15 protein-coding genes are annotated in these 17905 nt (G+C 74.8%); 6 read left to right on the forward strand and 9 right to left on the reverse strand.

What is annotated here, in order from left to right:
* Positions 1-130 precede the first annotated feature (130 nt).
* The 8 genes from ACN267_RS15585 to ACN267_RS15620 all read right to left on the reverse strand — a co-directional run bounded on the left by ACN267_RS15585 (position 131) and on the right by ACN267_RS15620 (position 7181).
* Positions 131-1243 carry a hypothetical protein gene (locus ACN267_RS15585; RefSeq protein ID WP_421489002.1) on the reverse strand — a complete coding sequence of 371 codons (1113 nt, stop codon included), beginning with the start codon at positions 1241-1243 and terminating at the stop codon, positions 131-133.
* Complete coding sequence (locus tag ACN267_RS15590) at positions 1240-1758, reverse strand: SigE family RNA polymerase sigma factor (RefSeq protein WP_204957139.1); 519 nt, start codon at positions 1756-1758, stop codon at positions 1240-1242. The genes ACN267_RS15585 and ACN267_RS15590 overlap by 4 nt, the downstream gene beginning before the upstream one ends.
* A gap of 91 nt (positions 1759-1849) precedes the next feature.
* Entirely contained in the window at positions 1850-2674 is an 825-nt protein-coding gene (locus tag ACN267_RS15595) for an endonuclease/exonuclease/phosphatase family protein (protein ID WP_204957137.1), read from the reverse strand.
* Positions 2675-2684: 10 nt separating this feature from the next.
* Positions 2685-4178 (reverse strand): phosphatase PAP2 family protein, encoded by a 1494-nt coding sequence (locus tag ACN267_RS15600; RefSeq protein ID WP_281899428.1) that lies wholly within the window; start codon positions 4176-4178, stop codon positions 2685-2687.
* Positions 4179-4261: 83 nt separating this feature from the next.
* Positions 4262-5263 carry a YihY/virulence factor BrkB family protein gene (locus ACN267_RS15605; protein WP_204957133.1) on the reverse strand — a complete coding sequence of 334 codons (1002 nt, stop codon included), beginning with the start codon at positions 5261-5263 and terminating at the stop codon, positions 4262-4264.
* The gene (locus ACN267_RS15610) at positions 5256-6263 is read right to left on the reverse strand and encodes a diacylglycerol/lipid kinase family protein (RefSeq protein WP_204957131.1); all 1008 of its coding nucleotides are present in this window, start codon (positions 6261-6263) and stop codon (positions 5256-5258) included. Before ACN267_RS15610 ends, ACN267_RS15605 begins: the two co-directional genes overlap by 8 nt.
* Positions 6264-6366: 103 nt before the next feature.
* Positions 6367-6945, reverse strand: a complete 579-nt coding sequence (locus ACN267_RS15615; RefSeq protein WP_421489003.1) for a Clp protease N-terminal domain-containing protein — start codon at positions 6943-6945, stop codon at positions 6367-6369.
* On the reverse strand, positions 6945-7181 hold the full coding sequence (locus tag ACN267_RS15620) for an HTH domain-containing protein (RefSeq protein ID WP_088642213.1): 237 nt from the start codon (positions 7179-7181) through the stop codon (positions 6945-6947). The genes ACN267_RS15615 and ACN267_RS15620 overlap by 1 nt, the downstream gene beginning before the upstream one ends.
* 115 nt (positions 7182-7296) lie before the next feature.
* Between ACN267_RS15620 and ACN267_RS15625 the strand changes: the two genes are divergently transcribed.
* The 4 genes from ACN267_RS15625 to ACN267_RS15640 all read left to right on the forward strand — a co-directional run bounded on the left by ACN267_RS15625 (position 7297) and on the right by ACN267_RS15640 (position 12476).
* Complete coding sequence (locus ACN267_RS15625) at positions 7297-8124, forward strand: PP2C family protein-serine/threonine phosphatase (protein ID WP_204957128.1); 828 nt, start codon at positions 7297-7299, stop codon at positions 8122-8124.
* Between the two features lie 53 nt (positions 8125-8177).
* On the forward strand, positions 8178-9008 hold the full coding sequence (locus tag ACN267_RS15630; protein ID WP_204957127.1) for a universal stress protein: 831 nt from the start codon (positions 8178-8180) through the stop codon (positions 9006-9008).
* A gap of 125 nt (positions 9009-9133) precedes the next feature.
* The gene (locus ACN267_RS15635; protein ID WP_421489004.1) at positions 9134-11536 is read left to right on the forward strand and encodes a phosphoketolase family protein; all 2403 of its coding nucleotides are present in this window, start codon (positions 9134-9136) and stop codon (positions 11534-11536) included.
* A 73-nt stretch (positions 11537-11609) separates the two neighbouring features.
* Positions 11610-12476, forward strand: coding sequence for a universal stress protein (locus ACN267_RS15640; RefSeq protein ID WP_421489005.1), 867 nt, complete (start codon positions 11610-11612; stop codon positions 12474-12476).
* A gap of 52 nt (positions 12477-12528) precedes the next feature.
* Here the strand turns inward: ACN267_RS15640 and ACN267_RS15645 are convergent, their stop codons facing one another.
* The gene (locus ACN267_RS15645) at positions 12529-14868 is read right to left on the reverse strand and encodes a heavy metal translocating P-type ATPase (RefSeq protein WP_421489006.1); all 2340 of its coding nucleotides are present in this window, start codon (positions 14866-14868) and stop codon (positions 12529-12531) included.
* A 187-nt stretch (positions 14869-15055) separates the two neighbouring features.
* On the opposite strand from ACN267_RS15645, the gene ACN267_RS15650 reads away from it, so the two are divergent.
* The gene (locus ACN267_RS15650) at positions 15056-16066 is read left to right on the forward strand and encodes an Acg family FMN-binding oxidoreductase (protein WP_421489007.1); all 1011 of its coding nucleotides are present in this window, start codon (positions 15056-15058) and stop codon (positions 16064-16066) included.
* 96 nt (positions 16067-16162) lie between these two features.
* A complete protein-coding gene (locus ACN267_RS15655) occupies positions 16163-17833 on the forward strand; it encodes a GAF domain-containing sensor histidine kinase (RefSeq protein ID WP_204957341.1) in 1671 nt (556 codons plus the stop codon).
* Positions 17834-17905: the final 72 nt, after the last annotated feature.

The raw sequence follows: 17905 nt of genomic DNA on the forward strand, positions 1-17905 counted from the left end.
CCCGACCGGCCTCGACGCGTTGCGGCGGGCTCCGGCCGCACCCCACCCGACGGCCGTCCCGGACCGGTGGTCGACCTGCTCCTGTGACAAGGGCGGAGGGCGCGGCGTGTCCGCTCCCCGCCGGTCGACGTCACAGCGGACGCCAGGTCGATTCGTCGTCGTGGTCGGCGACCGGCCGGAGAGCGGCGGCCAGGTCCCGGGCCCCGTCCTCGCCACCGAGCGCGGCGCTGCCCGCCGGACTCCCCGTTCCCACCATTGCCCGGCAGCCGGCGCAGCCGGGCACGCCACCGACCGACCAGGTGCCGGGCCCGTCATGCTGGACGAAGGTCCACGCCGGTCGGCCGTGCACGACGCCCGTCGGATCATCCGGCCGGTCGCCGCGCTCCAGGCCGACGGTCAGGTCCGCACCGGCAGCGGAGGAACCGGGGAGCCGGTAGTCGAGAGTGACCGTGTCCCACCGGCCGTCCCGCCAGCGCATCCGGGTCTGGTGGAGCCGGGCGTCCGACGGCAGCGCCACCGGCTGGAACGGCACCCGGACCGGTTGCCGCTCCCACACCATCCCCTCGGCCACCCGCCGTAGCACCTCCGCAGGCCGGTCGACGGTGACAGCGGTGATCGTGACCCAGGCGTCCGGGGCGTACCGCCAGGACAGCACCGTCTCCTTGCCGTCGGGGCTGGTGTGCAGGAAGGCGGGATGCCCCTGCACCGGCTCGACAGGTGAACCCGGCGGGGTGGGCCACGGCGTCGGGCCGCTGCGTAGCTTCCCCGCGTTCCTGTTGTCCCGGGTCAACTGGTCGGTGAAGAAGTCCACCCCCCGCGCGCCCACGGTCACCGCGACGCTGCCGACCAACCTGCGGGCCTGGGTGCCCTCGAACGGCGTGTGCCGGGCCGCCCCGATCGTCTGCCGGTCCGCAGCGGTGGAGAGGCTCCGTTCGGGCAGGTCGGCCGGTAGCCAGGTCAACCGGAAGAGCTGCCGGGCCGGATCGAAGGCGGTCGGCGCGACCGTGGGCGGCCAGGTCCGGTCGGCCGGGGTCGGCGACTGTCGTACCCCCAGCAGGGCGGTGATGCCGAGCAGCGCCACGGCGGTGACCACCGCCGTGGCCGCCACGGCCAGCCGGCGGCGACGCCGTACCGTGCGCTCCCCCGCCGTCACCAACGCCGCTGCTTCCGGTCCTCCGGTCGGCAGGTCGTCGGCGGCCCGGGTCAGCATCTCCCGGACCTGGGTCTCGTCGTCGTAAATCATCGGGTCACCTCCGTCGGGTCCGCCAGCGGCAACTGCCGGCGCAGCGCGGCCAGCCCGCGCGCGGTCTGGCTCTTGACGTTTCCGGCCGAGCAGCCCAGCACCTCTGCGGTCTGCTCCACGCTCAGGTCGGCGTAGAAGCGCAACACCAGCACCACCCGCTGCCCGGGTGGCACCGCCGCCAACGCGGCCCGCACCGCGACCGTGTCCACCACCGCGTCGGTCGGCGGGGCACCCCTGGGCTCCGGCTCCGGCGGACGGTCGAACAGGCGCACCCCGAACCAGCGGGACCGACGCTCCTGCCGGAACGCGTTGACCAGCATCCGGTGCACGTACGCCCCGATGTCGTCGGCGGCCCGCGCCCGGTCCCACTGCACGTACAACCGGGTCAGGGTCTGCTGTACGACGTCGTCGGCACGGTGGGCGTCGCCCCCGGTGAGCAGGTACGCGGTCCGGCGCAGCTTCGGTGTCGCCGCCGTCACGAAGTCGACGTACTCCTGCCGTTGCGTCGCGTGCATCGACCACTCCCCGTCCCGGACGCTGGCACTGTCACCCGTAGCGATGGCGGTGGGGGCGCAAAGGGTTGCACGGGTTCCCGGGGCGGGCCGGTCAGGCCGGGTCGAGGTCCAACTCGGCGACGACCGGGTAGTGGTCGGAGGCGTACTCGGTGTCGCCGCCGCGTACCACGTGGACGTCGCGCAGCCGGGCGGCGAGCGCCGGGGTGCCGAGCAGGTAGTCCAGCCGCATGCCGGAGAACTCGACGCCCCCGCCGTGCCGGGTCGGCGCGGTCAGTCCGGTCTCGGCCGACCCGGCCGGGTCAGCCGGTCCGGCGGCATGGGTCCAGAGGTCGACCAGGCCGCCGGCGAGCAGCCGGGCCACCGCCCGGGTGTCCACCGTCCGCCCGTCGCGGCGCAGGTGCCGCCGCCGGTACGCCGCCGGCAGCCGGGCCACCCGCCCGGTGTGGTCGGTGCCCGGGTCGAGGGTGTTCAGGTCACCGGCGAGCAGCGCCAGCTCCCCCGGTGCGCGGCGCACGGCTGCGGCGAGCCAGCCGGCCTCGATCCGCCGCCGCAGCCCGGTGTACGGGTCGAGGTGGGCGCTGAGCACGGTGAGCGGCCCGGCGCTGGTGGCCAGCTCGACCCGCTGCGCCGCGTGGTGCAACGGCCGACGTACCGGCCCGGCGGAGCGGATCCGCCACGGCGGGCGGACCAGCACCGCCACCGGCTGACCGAAACAGGTGCGGGCCAGGTGGGGGCGCATTCCCAGCCGCTCGGCGAACCCGGCCAGCACCCCCGGCCGGTCGAAGCCGCGCAGCTCCTGCACGGCCAGCACGTCGGGGGCCTGCGCGGTGACGACCCGGCACACCAGGTCCCGCCGGTCCGGGCCGGTACGGTCCCGGCCGCCGGTCCTGATGTTCCAGGTCATCACCCGCAGCACGGTCGGCGACTCACCCGGGCTGGCCGGCCTTGGCCAGCTCGTCGTCCAGCTCGTCGACCTGCTCCGACTCGATCTCGGGCCGGTTGCCCTGGTAGACGTCGGCGTTGGGCCGGATCACCCAGTAGAGCAGACCGATCCACAGGCCGCTGAGGATCAGCGCGCCCATGAAGTCGGTCGGGTGGTGCATGCCCCGGTACATGCGGGAGGTCGCCACCCCGACCGGCATGATCACGGCCATCGCCACGAAGAGCCACCGCCACCAACGGTCGGTACGGACGAACACGATGATCGCGATGACCAGCCAGAGGCAGGTGGTCGCGGCGATGTGCCCGGACGGGAAGGACGAGGTCGGCATCTGCCCGTCGAGGTTCTCCACCGCCGGGCGGGGCCGGTCCACCACCCGGGCCGAGGCGAGGAACAGGCTCAGCTCGCCGAAGAGCGCGAGCACCACGAAGAGCACCGGGCGCCACCGCTTCCAGATGGCCAGCACCAGCGGGCAGAAGACCAGCGAGACGATCAGGATCGCGTGGGTGTCGCCGAACTTGCTCCACCACCAGCTCAGCTCGGTGAGGAAGTCGGTGTGCCGGTCGGCGAACCAGCGCGGCACGTCGGTGTCCAGGGTCTCGAAGACGGTGCCCTTGGCGTGGTAGCTGACGTAGGTGCCGAAGCCGTACAGGGCACCGAAGACGATCACCCAGCCGACCAGCAGTTCGGCGACGGCCGAGCGGGGGTGCTCCAGCACGTGCTCCTCGGCCGGGGCGGGGGTGATCTTGTCGCCGGCCTCCGGTTCCAGCCCCTCGGTCAGCGGCGGCACCGGCCGGCCCCGCTCACGCCGCCACAGCCGGAAGGCGTACGCGGTGACGCCGAGCCAGGCCGCGCCGAGCAGCCAGCCACCGATCACGTCCGAGACGAAGTGCACGCCGAGCGCGATCCGGGTCAGCCCGATCAACGCCACCAGCACGGCGACGACGGCGATCGCCGGCTTGCGCCAGCGGGGCGACATGGCCGGCAGGAAGACCAGCAGCAGCGCCCCGTACGCGACGAACGAGCCGAGCGCGTGCCCGCTGGGGAAGCTGTTGCCGGGGGCGCTGGCGACCGGCACGTCGACCACCGGGCGCAGCCGGCCGACCAGGGCCTTGAGCGACGGGTCGAGGATCAGCCCACCCACCCCGGTGACGATCAGGTAGACCGCCAGCCGGGACTGGCGACGGATCAGCAGGGTGACCACGGCGATGGTGACCAGCCAGATCAGCACCGGCCGACCGCCCAGGTCGGTGACCGCCTGGAGTACGGTGACCAGCGCGTGGTGCGGGGCGACGAGCCCGTTGAACCACTCGGCCGCCTCGTGGTCGGCGTGGTACATGGGGCTCCACTTGAACCGGACGAGCATCAGCAGCAGCCCGAAGGCCACCCCCGCGCCGGCCACGGCCAGCAGGCCGACGACGCTCCGTTCGGCGAAATGGCCGAGCGGCCGTCGGGCCGTTGACTCCTTGACCGCGGTCACCCCGCACCTCCCTTGCGTCGACGTGGCGAGGCGCGCTGTACCCGATTCCGCCACCGCGTACACGCCCGTCCGGTGTGGCGGGCTCAGAGCGCGGTCATGTCACCGGTGTCGAACAGTTCGCCGCGCTCGGCGTCGGGCTCCCACAGGTCGGGTTGGGCGGGCTCCGGGGCCCCGATCCGCATCGCCTCCAACTGGGCGGCGAAGGACAGCCCGCCGAACAGCGCCATGCCGGTGAGGTTGGCCCACAGCAGCAGCGCCATCATCCCGGTCAACGCCCCGTACGTCTGGCCGAAGCCGCCGCCGAACTTGACGTACGCGGCGAGCAGCAGGCTGGCCAGCCACCACAGCGCGGTGGCGATGCCGGCGCCGAAGTAGAGCCAGGACAGACCTGGCTGTTTACGCCGGGGCGCGTGCCGGAAGATCACCGCCACCGCGACGACGGTCAGCACGAGGCTCAGCGGCCAGCGCACCACCTCCCACACCCCGGCGGCGAGATCACCCCACTCGTAGTGGCGCTGCACCGACTCGCCCATCGCCCCACCGCCGACCAGGATCAGGAAGCCGGCCAGCGCGGGCAGGCCGGCGACCACGGCGAGCACCGCCGCCCGCAGGTACTTCCACAGCGCCGGGCGGTCCCGTTCCACGCCGTAGATCCGGTTGGCGCCGCGCTCGATCTGGGCCATCGTGGTGGTCAGCGCGGCCAGGCCGGTGATCAGGCCGAGGGTCAGCGCCAGTTCGCCGGTGCTCTCGGTGCGGTCGCCCTCGCCGAGCAGCTCCTGCACCACCTGTTCGCTCTGCCCCGGGGTCAGCGCCAGCACGGTGTCGGCGACCACCCGGCCGCCCTCCTCGACGCCGAGGTCGCTGATCAGGCCGGTGAGCGCGATCAGGAACGGCACCACGGCGAGGCAGAGTTGCAGGGCGAAGGCCCGGGAGTGGCTGAACCCGTCGCCGTAGCGGAACCGGATGAACGCGTCCCGCATGAGCTGCCAGCCGCCGTGACGGCGCAGGGTGCGAAAGGCGTCGTCGGCGGAGAGTTCGTCCGACGCCATCAGCCGGGTCTCCGGGACGAGCCGGGTGCTACTCACGGCGGGCTTCCCCGACCAGCTTCTCCCCGCGCCGGGCCGCCGCGTCGGCGTCGTGGGCCAGGTCGGGGTCGCCGGCCGGGCGTGGCACGCAGAGCCACAGCGACTCGGGTCTGATCTCGGCGGTCAGAGTCCGCCCCGGCGCGATCAGGTCGCCGTCGAGCTGCCGGGGCTGGGCCCGGTTGCTGGTGATGACGACCTTGCGGGCCCGGTGCACCTCCATCCGGGGGACGCTGCCCCGGCGGCGGACCAGCGCCCAGCCCATGGCGAGCCAGTGCCGCACCCGGTTGGGGGTGAGCACGGCCACGTCCAGCCAGCCGTCGTCGGGTTCGGCGTCGGTGAGCAGGCGCACCCCGCCCTGGAGCCGCCCGACGTTGGCGACGAGCACGGTGCGGGCGCGGCGACGCATCGGCGGCCGGTCGTCGATGCGGATGCTGAGCCGCATCGGGCGGTCCCGCAGGTGCTTCGCGGCCCCCACCACGTACGCGGGCCAGCCGATGCGGGCCTTGGTGGTCTCGGAGGTGTCCGCCAGCATCTGCGCGTCGAAGCCCATCCCGGCCATCACCGCGAAGCACTGGTCGTCGACGACGCCGACGTCGAGCCGGCGGCGGCCCCGTTCGACGGCCACCTGCAGGCCGGCGGCGAGGTCGTTGGAGAGCCCCAGGTTGGCGGCGAGCAGGTTGCCGGTGCCCTGGGGCAGCACGGCGAGTTCCACGTCGGTGCCGGCCAGCGCGGTGACGCAGGCCATCACCGTGCCGTCGCCGCCGCAGGCGAACACGAGTTCGGCGCCGGCGGCGACGGCCTGCTCGGTCTGCCCCCGGCCCGGGTCCTCGGCGCTGGTCTCGTACCAGGTGGGGGCGGGCCAGCCGGCGGCGGCGAGCGCCTCGTCCACGGTCGCGCGGAACCCGTCGAGATCGGTCACCTTGGTCGGGTTGACCACCACCGCCGAACGCGGGGGGCGGTCGCCGCCGGTCACCGTACGCTTCTGCTCTGCACCGTCCACGGCGTCAGTGTGCAGCACCCCGGCCCGGTCAGCGACCCGGCGACGACCGACGTTGCGTTGACCGCAAACAGGTTTGAGCCGGGCCGGACCGGGGGGTGGCTGGTCAGGCCGCCGTACGCAGCGCCGACTCGATCCGGCGGCGCAGGTCGTCGAGGTCCGCGCCGGCCTCGGTGAGCACCGTCGCACCCAGGCCGCCGCCCTCGCGGAGCACGCCGAGCAGCAGGTGTTCGGTGCCGATGTGCCGGTGGCGCAGCCGCAGGGCCTCGCGGAGCGCCATCTCCAGTGCGGTGCGGGAACGCCGGGAGAGCGGCCCGCCGAGCGGTCGGCGCAGTCGCCACCGGCGGCGGGGGGCGGGGGCCGCCTCGCGCAGGGCGTCGGGGCCGAAGGTGTCCTCGATCCGGGCGACGATGGCCGCGAGGTCGATGCCGATCTCGCGTAGCGCGGCGGCGTCGGCCTCGCCGAGCCCCGTGCCGCCGTCGCCGGTCTGCCGCCTGATCCGGGCGCGCAGGTCGTCGGCGTCGAGGCCGGCGGAGGTGAGCACCCGGCAGGCGAGCCCGTCGCCGTCGGCCAGGACGGCGAGCAGCAGGTGTTCGGTGCCGACGGGTCGTCCCCCGTCGGCACGGGCCTGCTCAACCGCGTGCTGGACGACCGCGCGGGCGCGGTCGGTGAACCGTTCGAACATCATGCCTCCCCGGTGCCGTGGACCGCCGGTCGCCCGGCGTGCTTCTTGTGGACCGCCTGCCGGCTGACCTCGAGCGCGTCGGCGATCTCCTGCCAGGACCAGCCCTGTCGTCGGGCGTTGTCCACCTGGACCACCTCCAGCCGTTCGAGGAGCCGGCGCAGGGCGCGCACGGCGCGCAGGCCGACCCGGGGGTCGGTGCTGCCGGCGGCCGCCGCGAGTTCCGTCGCCTGACTCATGCTGTCAATGTACGTTGACACGCCTCAGGCGTCAACCCGAGTTGACAGCAGCGTCGCGTACCCGACACGACTCCGGACGGCCCGATCCGGCCGGCGGCGGTGCTACGGTCCGCTGGTGTTCCGTCGCCGCACCGCTGACCAGCCCGTCGAGGCGGCCCGCCGGCTGCCCGTCGGCCGGGTCGGGTGGGAGATCGCCGGCGGCACCGTGGCCGGCCACCGGTACTCCGCCAACTTCGACGCCCTGCACGTCGACCCCGACCTGCCGTTCGCGGTGGTCGTCGACGGCATGGGCGAGGGCGAGGGCAGCCGCGTCGCCGGCGACACCGCCCGCGACACCCTGCACGAACTGGTCCGCGCCGGCTGGCCCGCCGTCGGCCCGCGCGAGCTGCGCGCCGCGATCGCCGAGGCCCAGATCCGGGTACGCCGGGCCGGCGCCGCCATCGACGAGCTGGCCGGCTGCACCCTGACCGCCATGCTCGCCCAGCCCGACGGCGAGCTGGCCTGGATCGTCCAGCTCGGCGACTCGCGGGCCTACCGGCTACGCGACGGGCTGCTGGAGCTGGTGACCGTGGACCACACGATGGCCTGGCTCGGGGTGCTGCACGGCTGGTGGCCGGCGAACTCCCGGGAGGCCGCCCGCGCCCGCTACCAGCTGCTGCGCTACCTCGGCCACCCCGACCGGCCGGACCCGGACCTGCTCGGGGTGCCGCTGCGCCCCGGCGACACCTGGCTGCTGTGCACCGACGGGGTCAGCGACCAGCTCGACTACCACCGGCTGCGGGACCTGCTCGCCGAGCCGGACCCCACCCGGGCGGTACGCGGCCTGCTCGCCGCCAGCCTGGCCGAGGGGGGCAGCGACAACGCCACCGCCGTCGTGCTGCGCGTCCACCCGGCGGGCACCCGTCCGACTGATCCGGCTCCACCGCCCGCCCGCCGCGACTAGCGTCGGTTCCGACGGCGTGCCCGCGCCGTGCGGATTCCCGGGAGGTGAACCGGATGACCGGGTCCACGGGCGGGCCGGTGGTGGTCGGGGTCGGGCCGGCACCGGCCGACCTCGCGGTGGTCCGGCTGGCCGCCCGGGAGGCCGCCGCGCACGGCCGGGGCCTGGCCCTGCTGCACGCCTTCAACTGGGAGGCCGCCCTCGCCGCCCCGTCGGTGGCCGGCAGCCGGGACGCCGCCGAGGACCTGGTCGCCCGCGCCGCCACGGCCGCCAACGAGGTCGAACCGGCGGTGCCGGTCAGTGGGGAGATCGTCGAGGGGGCACCGGTCGAGGCCCTGATCCGCCGCTCCGGGACGGCGTTCCTGGTGGCCATCGGGGACGGCGGGATGGCCGGCTGCGGCGGCTGCGTACCGGCCGACGCCCCGGCCGTGCAGCTCGCCGCCCGCGCCGGCTGCCCGGTGCTGGTCGTCCGCCGCGACCCACCGCCCCCGGGCCCGGTGCTGGTCGGCGTGGACGGCTCGGCCAGTTCCCGGGTCGCGCTCGGCTTCGCCTTCGGGTGTGCCGCCCGCCGGCAGGCCCGGGTCATCGCGGTCCGGGTGATCGAGCCGGAACGACCCGACGACGGCGACGACGTGCTCCGCACGCTGGTCGGCCAGGCCCGCCGGCACCACCCGGACGTGCCGGCGGAGTGCCACACCGTACGCGGCGACCCCGGCACCGTCCTGGTGGAGCAGTCCCGCTCGGCGCAGGTGGCACTGGTCGGCGCGCGGGGCGACCAGCCGGGGCGGGGAATGCTGGGCGAGGTGAGCCAGACCCTGCTGTACCACGCGCCCACGCCGGTCATCGTCGTCCGTGGACTGGTTTCCGCCGGGGCGGGCGGGGCATGACGTCCCCAACGGCCGGGACCAACGGCCCTGACCGGTGACCGGGCGATCACGAAGACTGGGTCTGCCCGGGGCGAATCGGCGCTTCCGGGTGCAGAACCCCCCGACCCGCGAGAGGCTTTGGCAGCATGGACACCGCTCTCGACCTGCACAGCCCCCTGACCGACGACGAGCTGCGCCGGCTGGACGCCTACTGGCGGGCGGCGAACTACCTCACCGTCGGGCAGATCTACCTGCTCGACAACCCGCTGCTGCGCGAGCCGCTCGCCCCCGAGCACGTCAAGCCCCGGCTGCTCGGCCACTGGGGCACCAGCCCCGGCCTGAACCTGCTCTACGCCCACCTCAACCGGGTCATCGTCAACCGGGACCTGTCGGCCATCTTCGTCACCGGCCCCGGCCACGGCGGCCCGGCCCTGGTGGCGAACACCTGGCTGGAGGGCACCTACAGCGAGCTGTACCACTCGGTCAGCCGCGACGAGACCGGCATGCAGCGGTTGTTCCGCCAGTTCTCCTTCCCCGGCGGCATCCCGAGCCACGTGGCACCGGAGGTGCCGGGTTCGATCCACGAGGGCGGCGAGCTGGGGTACGCCCTGAGCCACGCCTACGGCGCCGCCTTCGACAACCCGGACCTGCTGGTGGCCTGCGTCATCGGCGACGGCGAGGCGGAGACCGGTCCGCTGGCGGGGAGCTGGCAGTCCAGCGTCTTCCTCAACCCGGCCCGCGACGGCGCGGTGCTGCCGATCCTGCACCTCAACGGCTACAAGATCGCCAACCCGACGGTCATGGACCGGATCCCCACCGAGGACCTGCTTAACCAGATGCGCGGCCACGGCTACCAGCCGTACCTGGTCGCCGGGGACGACCCCGAGCAGGTGCACCAGCTCCTCGCCGCCACCCTGGACCGGGCCTGCGACGAGATCGCCGAGATCCAGCGGGTGGCCCGCTCCGGCGGCCACGTCGAGCGCCCCCGCTGGCCGATGATCATCCTGCGGACCCCGAAGGGCTGGACCGGCCCGGCCCAGGTCGACGGCAAGCAGGTCGAGGGGACCTTCCGCGCCCACCAGGTGCCCATCGCCGAGGTACGCGACAACCCGGCGCACCGGGCCGAGCTGGAGCGCTGGCTGCGCAGCTACCGGCCGGAGGAACTCTTCGACGCCACCGGCGCCCCGGTCGCCGAACTGACCGCGCTGCCGCCGAAGGGCGAGCGCCGGATGAGCGCCAACCCGGTCACCAACGGCGGTCGGGTGCTGCGCGACCTGACCCTGCCGGACTTCCGCGACTACGCCGTCGACGTCAAGCGGCCGGGTGAGCCGGTGGTCGGCGCGGCCGGGGTGCTCGGCACCTGGGTCCGCGACGTGATCACCGCCAACCCGCAGACCTTCCGGCTGTTCGGCCCGGACGAGGTCGCCTCCAACCGGCTCGGTGCCGCGTTCGAGGTCACCGACCGGTCCTTCGACGGCCGGATCGAGGCCACCGACGACCACCTCTCCCCCGACGGCCGGGTGATGGAGGTGCTCTCCGAACACCTCTGCGAGGGCTGGCTGGAGGGCTACCTGCTGACCGGCCGGCACGGCATCTTCACCAGCTACGAGGCGTTCATCCACATCGTCGACTCGATGGTCAACCAGCACGCCAAGTGGCTGAAGGTGACCCGGGGCATCCCCTGGCGGGAGCCGATCGCCTCGCTGAACTACCTGCTCTCCAGCCACGTGTGGCGGCAGGACCACAACGGCTTCTCGCACCAGGACCCCGGCTTCATCGACCACGTGGTCAACAAGAAGGCCGAGGTGGTCCGGGTCTACCTGCCGCCGGACGGCAACACCCTGCTCTCCACCATGGACCACTGCCTGCGCAGCCGGCACTACATCAACGTGGTGGTGGCCGGCAAGCAGCCCGCCCCGAACTGGCTGACCATGGACGAGGCGGTCCAGCACTGCCGACGCGGCCTGGGCATCTGGGACTGGGCCAGCACCGACGAGGGCCAGGAGCCGGACGTGGTGCTCGCCTGCGCCGGTGACGTGCCCACCCTGGAGACCCTCGCCGCCGCCGACCTGCTCCACCAGCACCTGCCCGAGCTGAAGGTGCGGGTCGTCAACGTGGTCGACCTGATGCGGCTCCAGCCGTCGTCGGAGCACCCACACGGCCTGCCGGACAACGAGTTCGACACCATCTTCACCCGGGACAAGCCGATCATCTTCGCCTACCACGGCTACCCGTGGCTGATCCACCGGCTCACCTACCGCCGGGCCAACCACGACAACCTGCACGTGCGCGGCTACAAGGAGGAGGGCACCACCACCACCCCGTTCGACATGGTGATGCTCAACGACCTGGACCGCTTCCACCTGGTCATCGACGTCATCGACCGGGTGCCCGGCCTGGCCGCCCGCGCCGCCCACCTGCGCCAGGAGATGGTCGACACCCGGCAGGCGTGCCGCGACCACACCCGCCGCCACGGCGAGGACGACCCCCGGGTCGCCGAGTGGCGCTGGCTCCGCGAGACCCACCCGCAGCAGCTCGACGGGCAGTGACACCTCCGCGGCCCGAGGTGGGCCGGTCACCGGCCGGCCCACCCCCTGCCACCAGCCAGGAAAGGACGAGACGATGAAGCCCGACGAGATCCTGGTCGGCTACGACGGCTCCGCCGACGCGGGCGTCGCCGTGGACTGGGCGCTGGCCGAGGCGCGGCGCACCGGACGCCCGGTCCGGCTGGCGTACGTCTTCGAGTGGATGACTGTCGCCGGCTGGGTCGGCCCGGGGGTGGCCCCCGGGGTCTGGCCGGATGACGACGCCCGGCGGCAGGTCGAGGAGCTGGTGCACAAGGCCGCCTCGGACGCCGCCGCCGCCTGGCCCGGCGTCACCGTGCACGGTGAGGTCTTCGACGGCCCGCCCGCGTTGGTGCTGGAGGAACGTTCCGCCGAGGCCGGGTTGCTGGTGCTCGGCAGCCGGGGCCACGGCGGGTTCACCGGCCTGCTCGCCGGCTCCACGGCGGTGTCGGTGGCCGCCCACGCGCGCTGCCCGGTCGTGGTGGTGCGCGAGGCGCAGGCTACGGTCACCGGCCCGGTGGTGGTCGGCTTCGACGGCTCCGAGCAGGCCGGCACGGCGCTCGGGTTCGCCGTGGAGCGGGCCGCGCAGCGTGACGCCCCGCTGCTGGTGCTGCAGGCATTCGAGCCGCCGGACGACCGCTGGCGGCCCTCCGACCCGGACGCCGAGGCCCGGCTCGCGGCGGACCGGGCCACGATCGGACAGGCTCTCTCCGGGTGGCGGGAGACGTTCCCCGAAGTGCCGGTGACGGTGGAGATCGCACCGGCCCGACCGGCCGCCGCGCTCGTCGAGGCGAGCCGGGAGGCGCAGCTCGTGGTGGTCGGCAGCCGGGGTCGGGGCGGGCTGCGCGGGATGCTGCTCGGCTCGGTCGGCCAGCAGCTCATCCAGCACGCGCACTGCCCGGTCGCCGTCATCCGGGAACGCTGACCGCCAGGCCCCGGGTCCCGCGTTGATCCACCCGCCGGTCCCGATGGGTGGATCAACGCCCCGGGGCCGGCGGGTCGGGGTCCAGGGCGAGGTAGTCCTCCTCCTCCCGGGCCAGGTGCAGGCGCAGCACCGCTTCCAGGCCGTACAGGCTGGCGAGCAGGTCGGGCACCTGGTCGGGGCGCAACCGCCCGTCCGCCCGCGCCAGGTGACCGCCGATCGCGTCCACCAGCCGATGGATCTCCACGTGTTCCCGGCTCATCGTGGCCGTCGCCTCGTCGCCGCCCAGCGGGCCGGCCAACGCTGGATAGAGCTGCCGTTCCTCGGCGTCGGTGTGCGGCAGCACCTCGTCGGTGAGCCGGCGGTGCGTGTCGCGCACCGCCGGCAGGCACCCCTCGGCGGTCGGCCGGGTCGCCACCAGGTCGGCGGTGTCGCGTACCCGGGCCAGCACGGCCCGTACGCCGGGATGCTGGCCCGCGTACCGGTCGAGCAGGGCGCGGGTGGCCGGCGGGACGTCCCGGCGGCGCAGCCCGCCGCGCAGCGCCCGCAGCGCGTTGAGGATCACCAGCACGTCGATGCCCTCCTGGAGGAACGCGCCCGCCACCGGCGGCAGCCGGCCGACGGCGGCGACCAGCATCGCGAGCACCGCCAGCCCCATCCCGACGGCGGCGCTCTGCACCGCGATCCGGCGGGCGTAGCGGGCGATCTCGACGGCGTCGGCGAGCCGGTCCAACCGGTCCACGGTGATCACGGCGTCGGCGACGTCCGCCGAGGCGGTCGCCCCTCTCGCCCCCATCGCCACCCCGACGTGCGCCGCCGCCAACGCGGGCGCGTCGTTCACCCCGTCGCCGACCATCACGGTGACCCCCCGCCGCGACTCCTGCCGGACCCGGTCCACCTTCTCCTGCGGCGAGCAGCGGGCCACCGCCTCGTCCACCCCCACCAGCCGGGCCACCTGCTCGGCGGTACGCGGCCGGTCGCCGGTGAGCAGCAGCAGCCGGGAGAACCCGGCCTCCCGCAGCCGGCGTACCGTCCGGCGGGCGTCGGGGCGGACCGGGTCCTCCAGCAGGACCGCGCCGAGCGGGCCGTGGTCGTCGCTGACCCACACCGTCGACCAGCCGGCCAGCTCGGCCCGCTGGCGGGCCTGCTCCGCCCAGTCGGGCAGCCCGCCGGGGAACTGCCCGACCCGCACCGGCCGGCCGTCGACCCGGCCGCTGACCCCGCGCCCCGGCTCCTCGGTCACCTCCGTCGGCGTAGTCAGCCGCAGCCGCCGCTCGCGGGCCTGCCGCACCAGCGCCACCGCCAGCACGTGCGGGGAGAGCTGCTCCACCGACGCGGCCAGCCGCAGCACCTCGTCCCCGTCGCCACCGGGAGCGACCACCGTCTCCGCCGCCCGGGGCCGCCCCTCGGTCAACGTGCCGGTCTTGTCGACCAGCAGGGTACGGGCCCGGCCGAGCAGCTCCAGCGAACCACCGTCGCGCACCAGGACGCCCCGCCGGGCCACCCGGGACAGCCCGGAGACGATAGCGATCGGGGTGGCCAGCAGCAGCGGACACGGCGTCGCCACCACCAGCACCGCGACCGCCCGGACGAACTCCCCCGACCACACCCCGGCCACCGCGGCCAGCAGCAGGGTGAACGGGACGAACGCCGCCGCGTACCGGTCGGCGAGCCGCACCGTCGGTGCCCGGCGGGCGGTCGCCTCCCGCGCCAGCCGGACGATCTGCGCGTAGGTGCTGCCCGTCGCGTCCCGGGTGGCCCGCAGGCCCACGGCCGCCCCCGCGTTGACCACCCCGCTGGACACCTGCTCCCCGGCGGCCCGGCCCACCAGCTGCGACTCGCCGGTGACCACCGACTCGTCGAGCGTCGCCGCAGCCGCGAGCACGCCGTCGACGGGCACCACGTCGCCCGGCCCGACCAGCAGGTCGTCCCCCACCGCGACCCGGTCCAGCGGGACCACCTCGATCCCCCCGTCCGGGGTGCGCCGCCGCGCCTGCCGGGGCGCCCGCGCCAGCAGCGCCCGCAGGTCGCGGGTCGCCCGCCCCCGGGCGTACGCCTCCAGTGCCCGGCCGGTCGCCACCATCACCGCGATCACCGCCCCGGCCAGGTACTCCCCGACCAGCAGCGCACCGGCCAACGCCAGCACGGCGATGACGTCCACCCCGAACCGACGCCGCCACCACTGACGCAGCACCGCCCCGACCGCCGGCACCAGCGCCCCCAGGGTCGCCGCCGCCCACACGCCGTCGGCGGGGCCGCGCCGCCCGGTCAGCCACAGCACCGCCCCGACCAGCAACGCCCCGCCGAGCAGGGCCAGTGGCGTCCACTCACGCCAGCGCACCGGACGCCTGTCGACCGGCCGCCGCGGAACACACTCCTGCGGTGCCGCGTCCACCTGCGGATCGTCCCAGCAGGTGGCCGGCGGGGACCGGGAACCGGGAAACCACCGGGCCGAAATGCCCCCGAGGGGGGACCTGCGGACCGTGTGCAGGGCCGGTTCGGCAGGCCAGGATGGAACGGTATCCCCGCCCCGGGGCCGACCGGGTGGGGCACGATGGGAAAGAGACGGAAAGGTCGTGCCGATGAGCCACCAGACGCCCGCGACGGACCGCCCGCTGACCACCGCGCTCGCGGAGGCGGCGGCGACGGCAGGTCACGCCCCCTCGGTGCACAACACGCAGCCGTGGCGCTGGCGGGTCCTGCCGGACGCCCTGGAGCTGCGGGTGGCCCGGGAACGGCAGCTCACCGCCACCGACCCGGAGGGCAGACTGGTCGCGGTGAGCTGCGGCGCGGCCCTGCACCACGCCCGGGTGGCGCTCGCCGCCGAGGGCTGGACGGCGGTGGTGGAGCGACTGCCCGATCCGCAGCAGCCGGACCTGCTGGCCCGGTTGACCGGCCTGACCCGTTCCGGGGCCGACCCGGAGGCGATGCGCCTGGTGCAGTGCATGCAGGTGCGGCACACGGACCGCCGCCCGGTCAGCGACGAGCCGGTGTCCGTCGGGGTGCTCGACGAGATCGTCGGCGCGGCCGACGCCGAGGGTTCCCGGTTGCAGATCCTCGACACCGACCAGGTGATGGAGCTGGCCGCGACCGCCTCGCACGCCGGCACCGTCGAGGCGGAGGACCCGCAGACCCGCGAGGAGTTGCAGTACTGGACGCACCGGGCCGGCACCGGCACCGGTCTGCCGCCGGAGGTGCTGCCGCAGGACCAGCCGCAGACCACCGTCCCGGCCCGGGACTTCGGCAGCCCCGGCGACCTGCCGGTGGGCCCGGGGCACGACCGGGCCGCCGTGTACGGGCTGCTCTACGGCGACGAGGACGAGCCGGACAGCTGGCTGCGGGCCGGTGAGGCGCTCTCCGCGCTGTGGCTCGCCGCCACCCGGCACGGGGCGTCGGTGGTGCCGCTGTCCGGCGTGGTCGAGGTCGACGGCACCCGGCAGACGCTGCGGCAACTGCTCAGCGGGCTCGGCTACCCGTACCTGGTGCTGCGGATCGGGATCGCGGACCCGGCACACGCCGGACCGCCGCACACCCCCCGGCTGCCGGCCGCGCAGGTGGTCGACACCTCCGCCGTACGCGACCAGCGGCCCTGATGATCTCGTGCCCGGCGGTCACCGGACGGTAACATCGCCCGCGTGGCCGCCAGCACCCCTGCTTCCCGCAACGAACACCAGGTCCCCTCGCTGGGGCTGAGCCCGTTGTCCCGGGTCCGGCTCGACGAGTTGCTCCAGGAGATGCTGGACCGGGTCGGCGACGTGGTGACCAGCCGGGAGCGGCTGCGGGCGCTGCTCGACGCGGTGGTCGGTATCGGCACCGACCTCGACCTGCGCAGCACCCTGCAACGGATCGTGCAGGCCGCCTGCGAGCTGGTCGGGGCCCGTTACGGCGCGCTGGGGGTGATCGGGCCGGACCGGCTGCTGCACGACTTCATCACCCACGGCATCGACGCCGAGCTGCACGCGAAGATCGGCGACCTGCCGCACGGGCGGGGCGTGCTCGGGCTGCTGATCGACGAGCCCCGCCCGGTGCGGATGCCCGACATCACCCAGCACCCCCAGTCGTACGGCTTCCCGCCGCACCACCCGCCGATGCACAGCTTCCTCGGCGTGCCGGTGCGCATCCGCGACCAGGTCTTCGGCAACCTCTACCTGGCCGAGAAGCAGGGCGCCCCGGAGTTCACCGAGGACGACGAGGAGATCGTCGTGGCGCTGGCCGCCGCCGCCGGGGTGGCCATCGAGAACGCCCGGCTCTACGCGCTGGCCCATCGCCGGGAACGCTGGCTCGCGGCCACCGCCGAGATCACCTCGGTGCTGCTCGGCGAGGTACGCCGGACCGACGCGCTGACCCTGGTGGCCCGCCGGGCCCGGGAGGTCGCCGAGGCGGAGCTGGCGCTGGTGCTGCTCTACGACGAGGACGCCGGCCAGTTCACCGTCGAGGTGGTCGACTCCGCCGACGGTGACGCGGCGGAACTGGTCGGCGCGCTGCTGCCGGCCAGCGAGACCAGCTTCGCCGGCCCGGTGACCGAGCGTCGCCGGGAACTGCTCGACAACCTGGCCGAGGCGGCGCCGTGGCCGGTGCCGGTGGTCGCCGGCCCGGCAGTGGTCTCCCCGCTGGCCGCCGCCGACACCCTGCACGGGGTGCTGGTGGTCGCCCACCGGCCCGACGCCGGCCGGGCCGCCGACGCCGACGTCACCCTGCTGGCCAGCTTCGCCGGTCAGGCGGCCCTGGCCATGGAACGGGCCCGGGGCCAGGAGGAACGGGAACTGCTGGTGGTCCTGGAGGACCGCGAACGCATCGCCCGGGACCTGCACGACGTGGTGATCCAACGGCTGTTCGCCACCGGCCTGCAACTCCAGAGCGGCGCGATGCACGCCCGGCCCGACGTCGCCAAGCGGATCAACGCGGCCGTCGACGACCTCGACGCCACCATCCGGGACATCCGCCGCACCATCTTCGAGCTGCGTACCCCGATGAGCGCGGCGCTGCGCACCGAGATCCGGGAGGCGGTCGACGTGGCCGCCGGGTCGCTCGGCTTCCGCCCCGAGGTGGAACTCGACGGGCCGATCGACAGCGCCGTGCCGGAACCGGTCCGCCCCGACCTCACCGCCGTCCTCCGCGAGGCGCTGTCCAACGCGGTACGCCATGCCGAGGCCAGCCGGGTCGCCGTCGCCGTCCGGGTCGACGCCGGCCGGGTCACCGTGACGGTCACCGACGACGGGGTGGGCTGCGACCCGGCCGCCGCCCGGGGTGGCCTGGTGAACCTGCGCGAACGCGCCGAGCGGCACGGCGGCGAGTTCGAGGTACGCCGGATCGAGCCGCACGGCACCGAACTCTGCTGGTCGGTCCCGCTGCGCGACTGATGCCCGCCGCCGGCCGATTCCCGCTCAGCCGGCCGGCGCTGCCTGACGGTTCCCGCTGAACCGGCCGGCGGT

The sequence above is a fragment of the Micromonospora sp. WMMD734 genome, assembly GCF_049178975.1.
GTDB classification, from domain to species: Bacteria; Actinomycetota; Actinomycetes; order Mycobacteriales; family Micromonosporaceae; genus Micromonospora; species Micromonospora wenchangensis.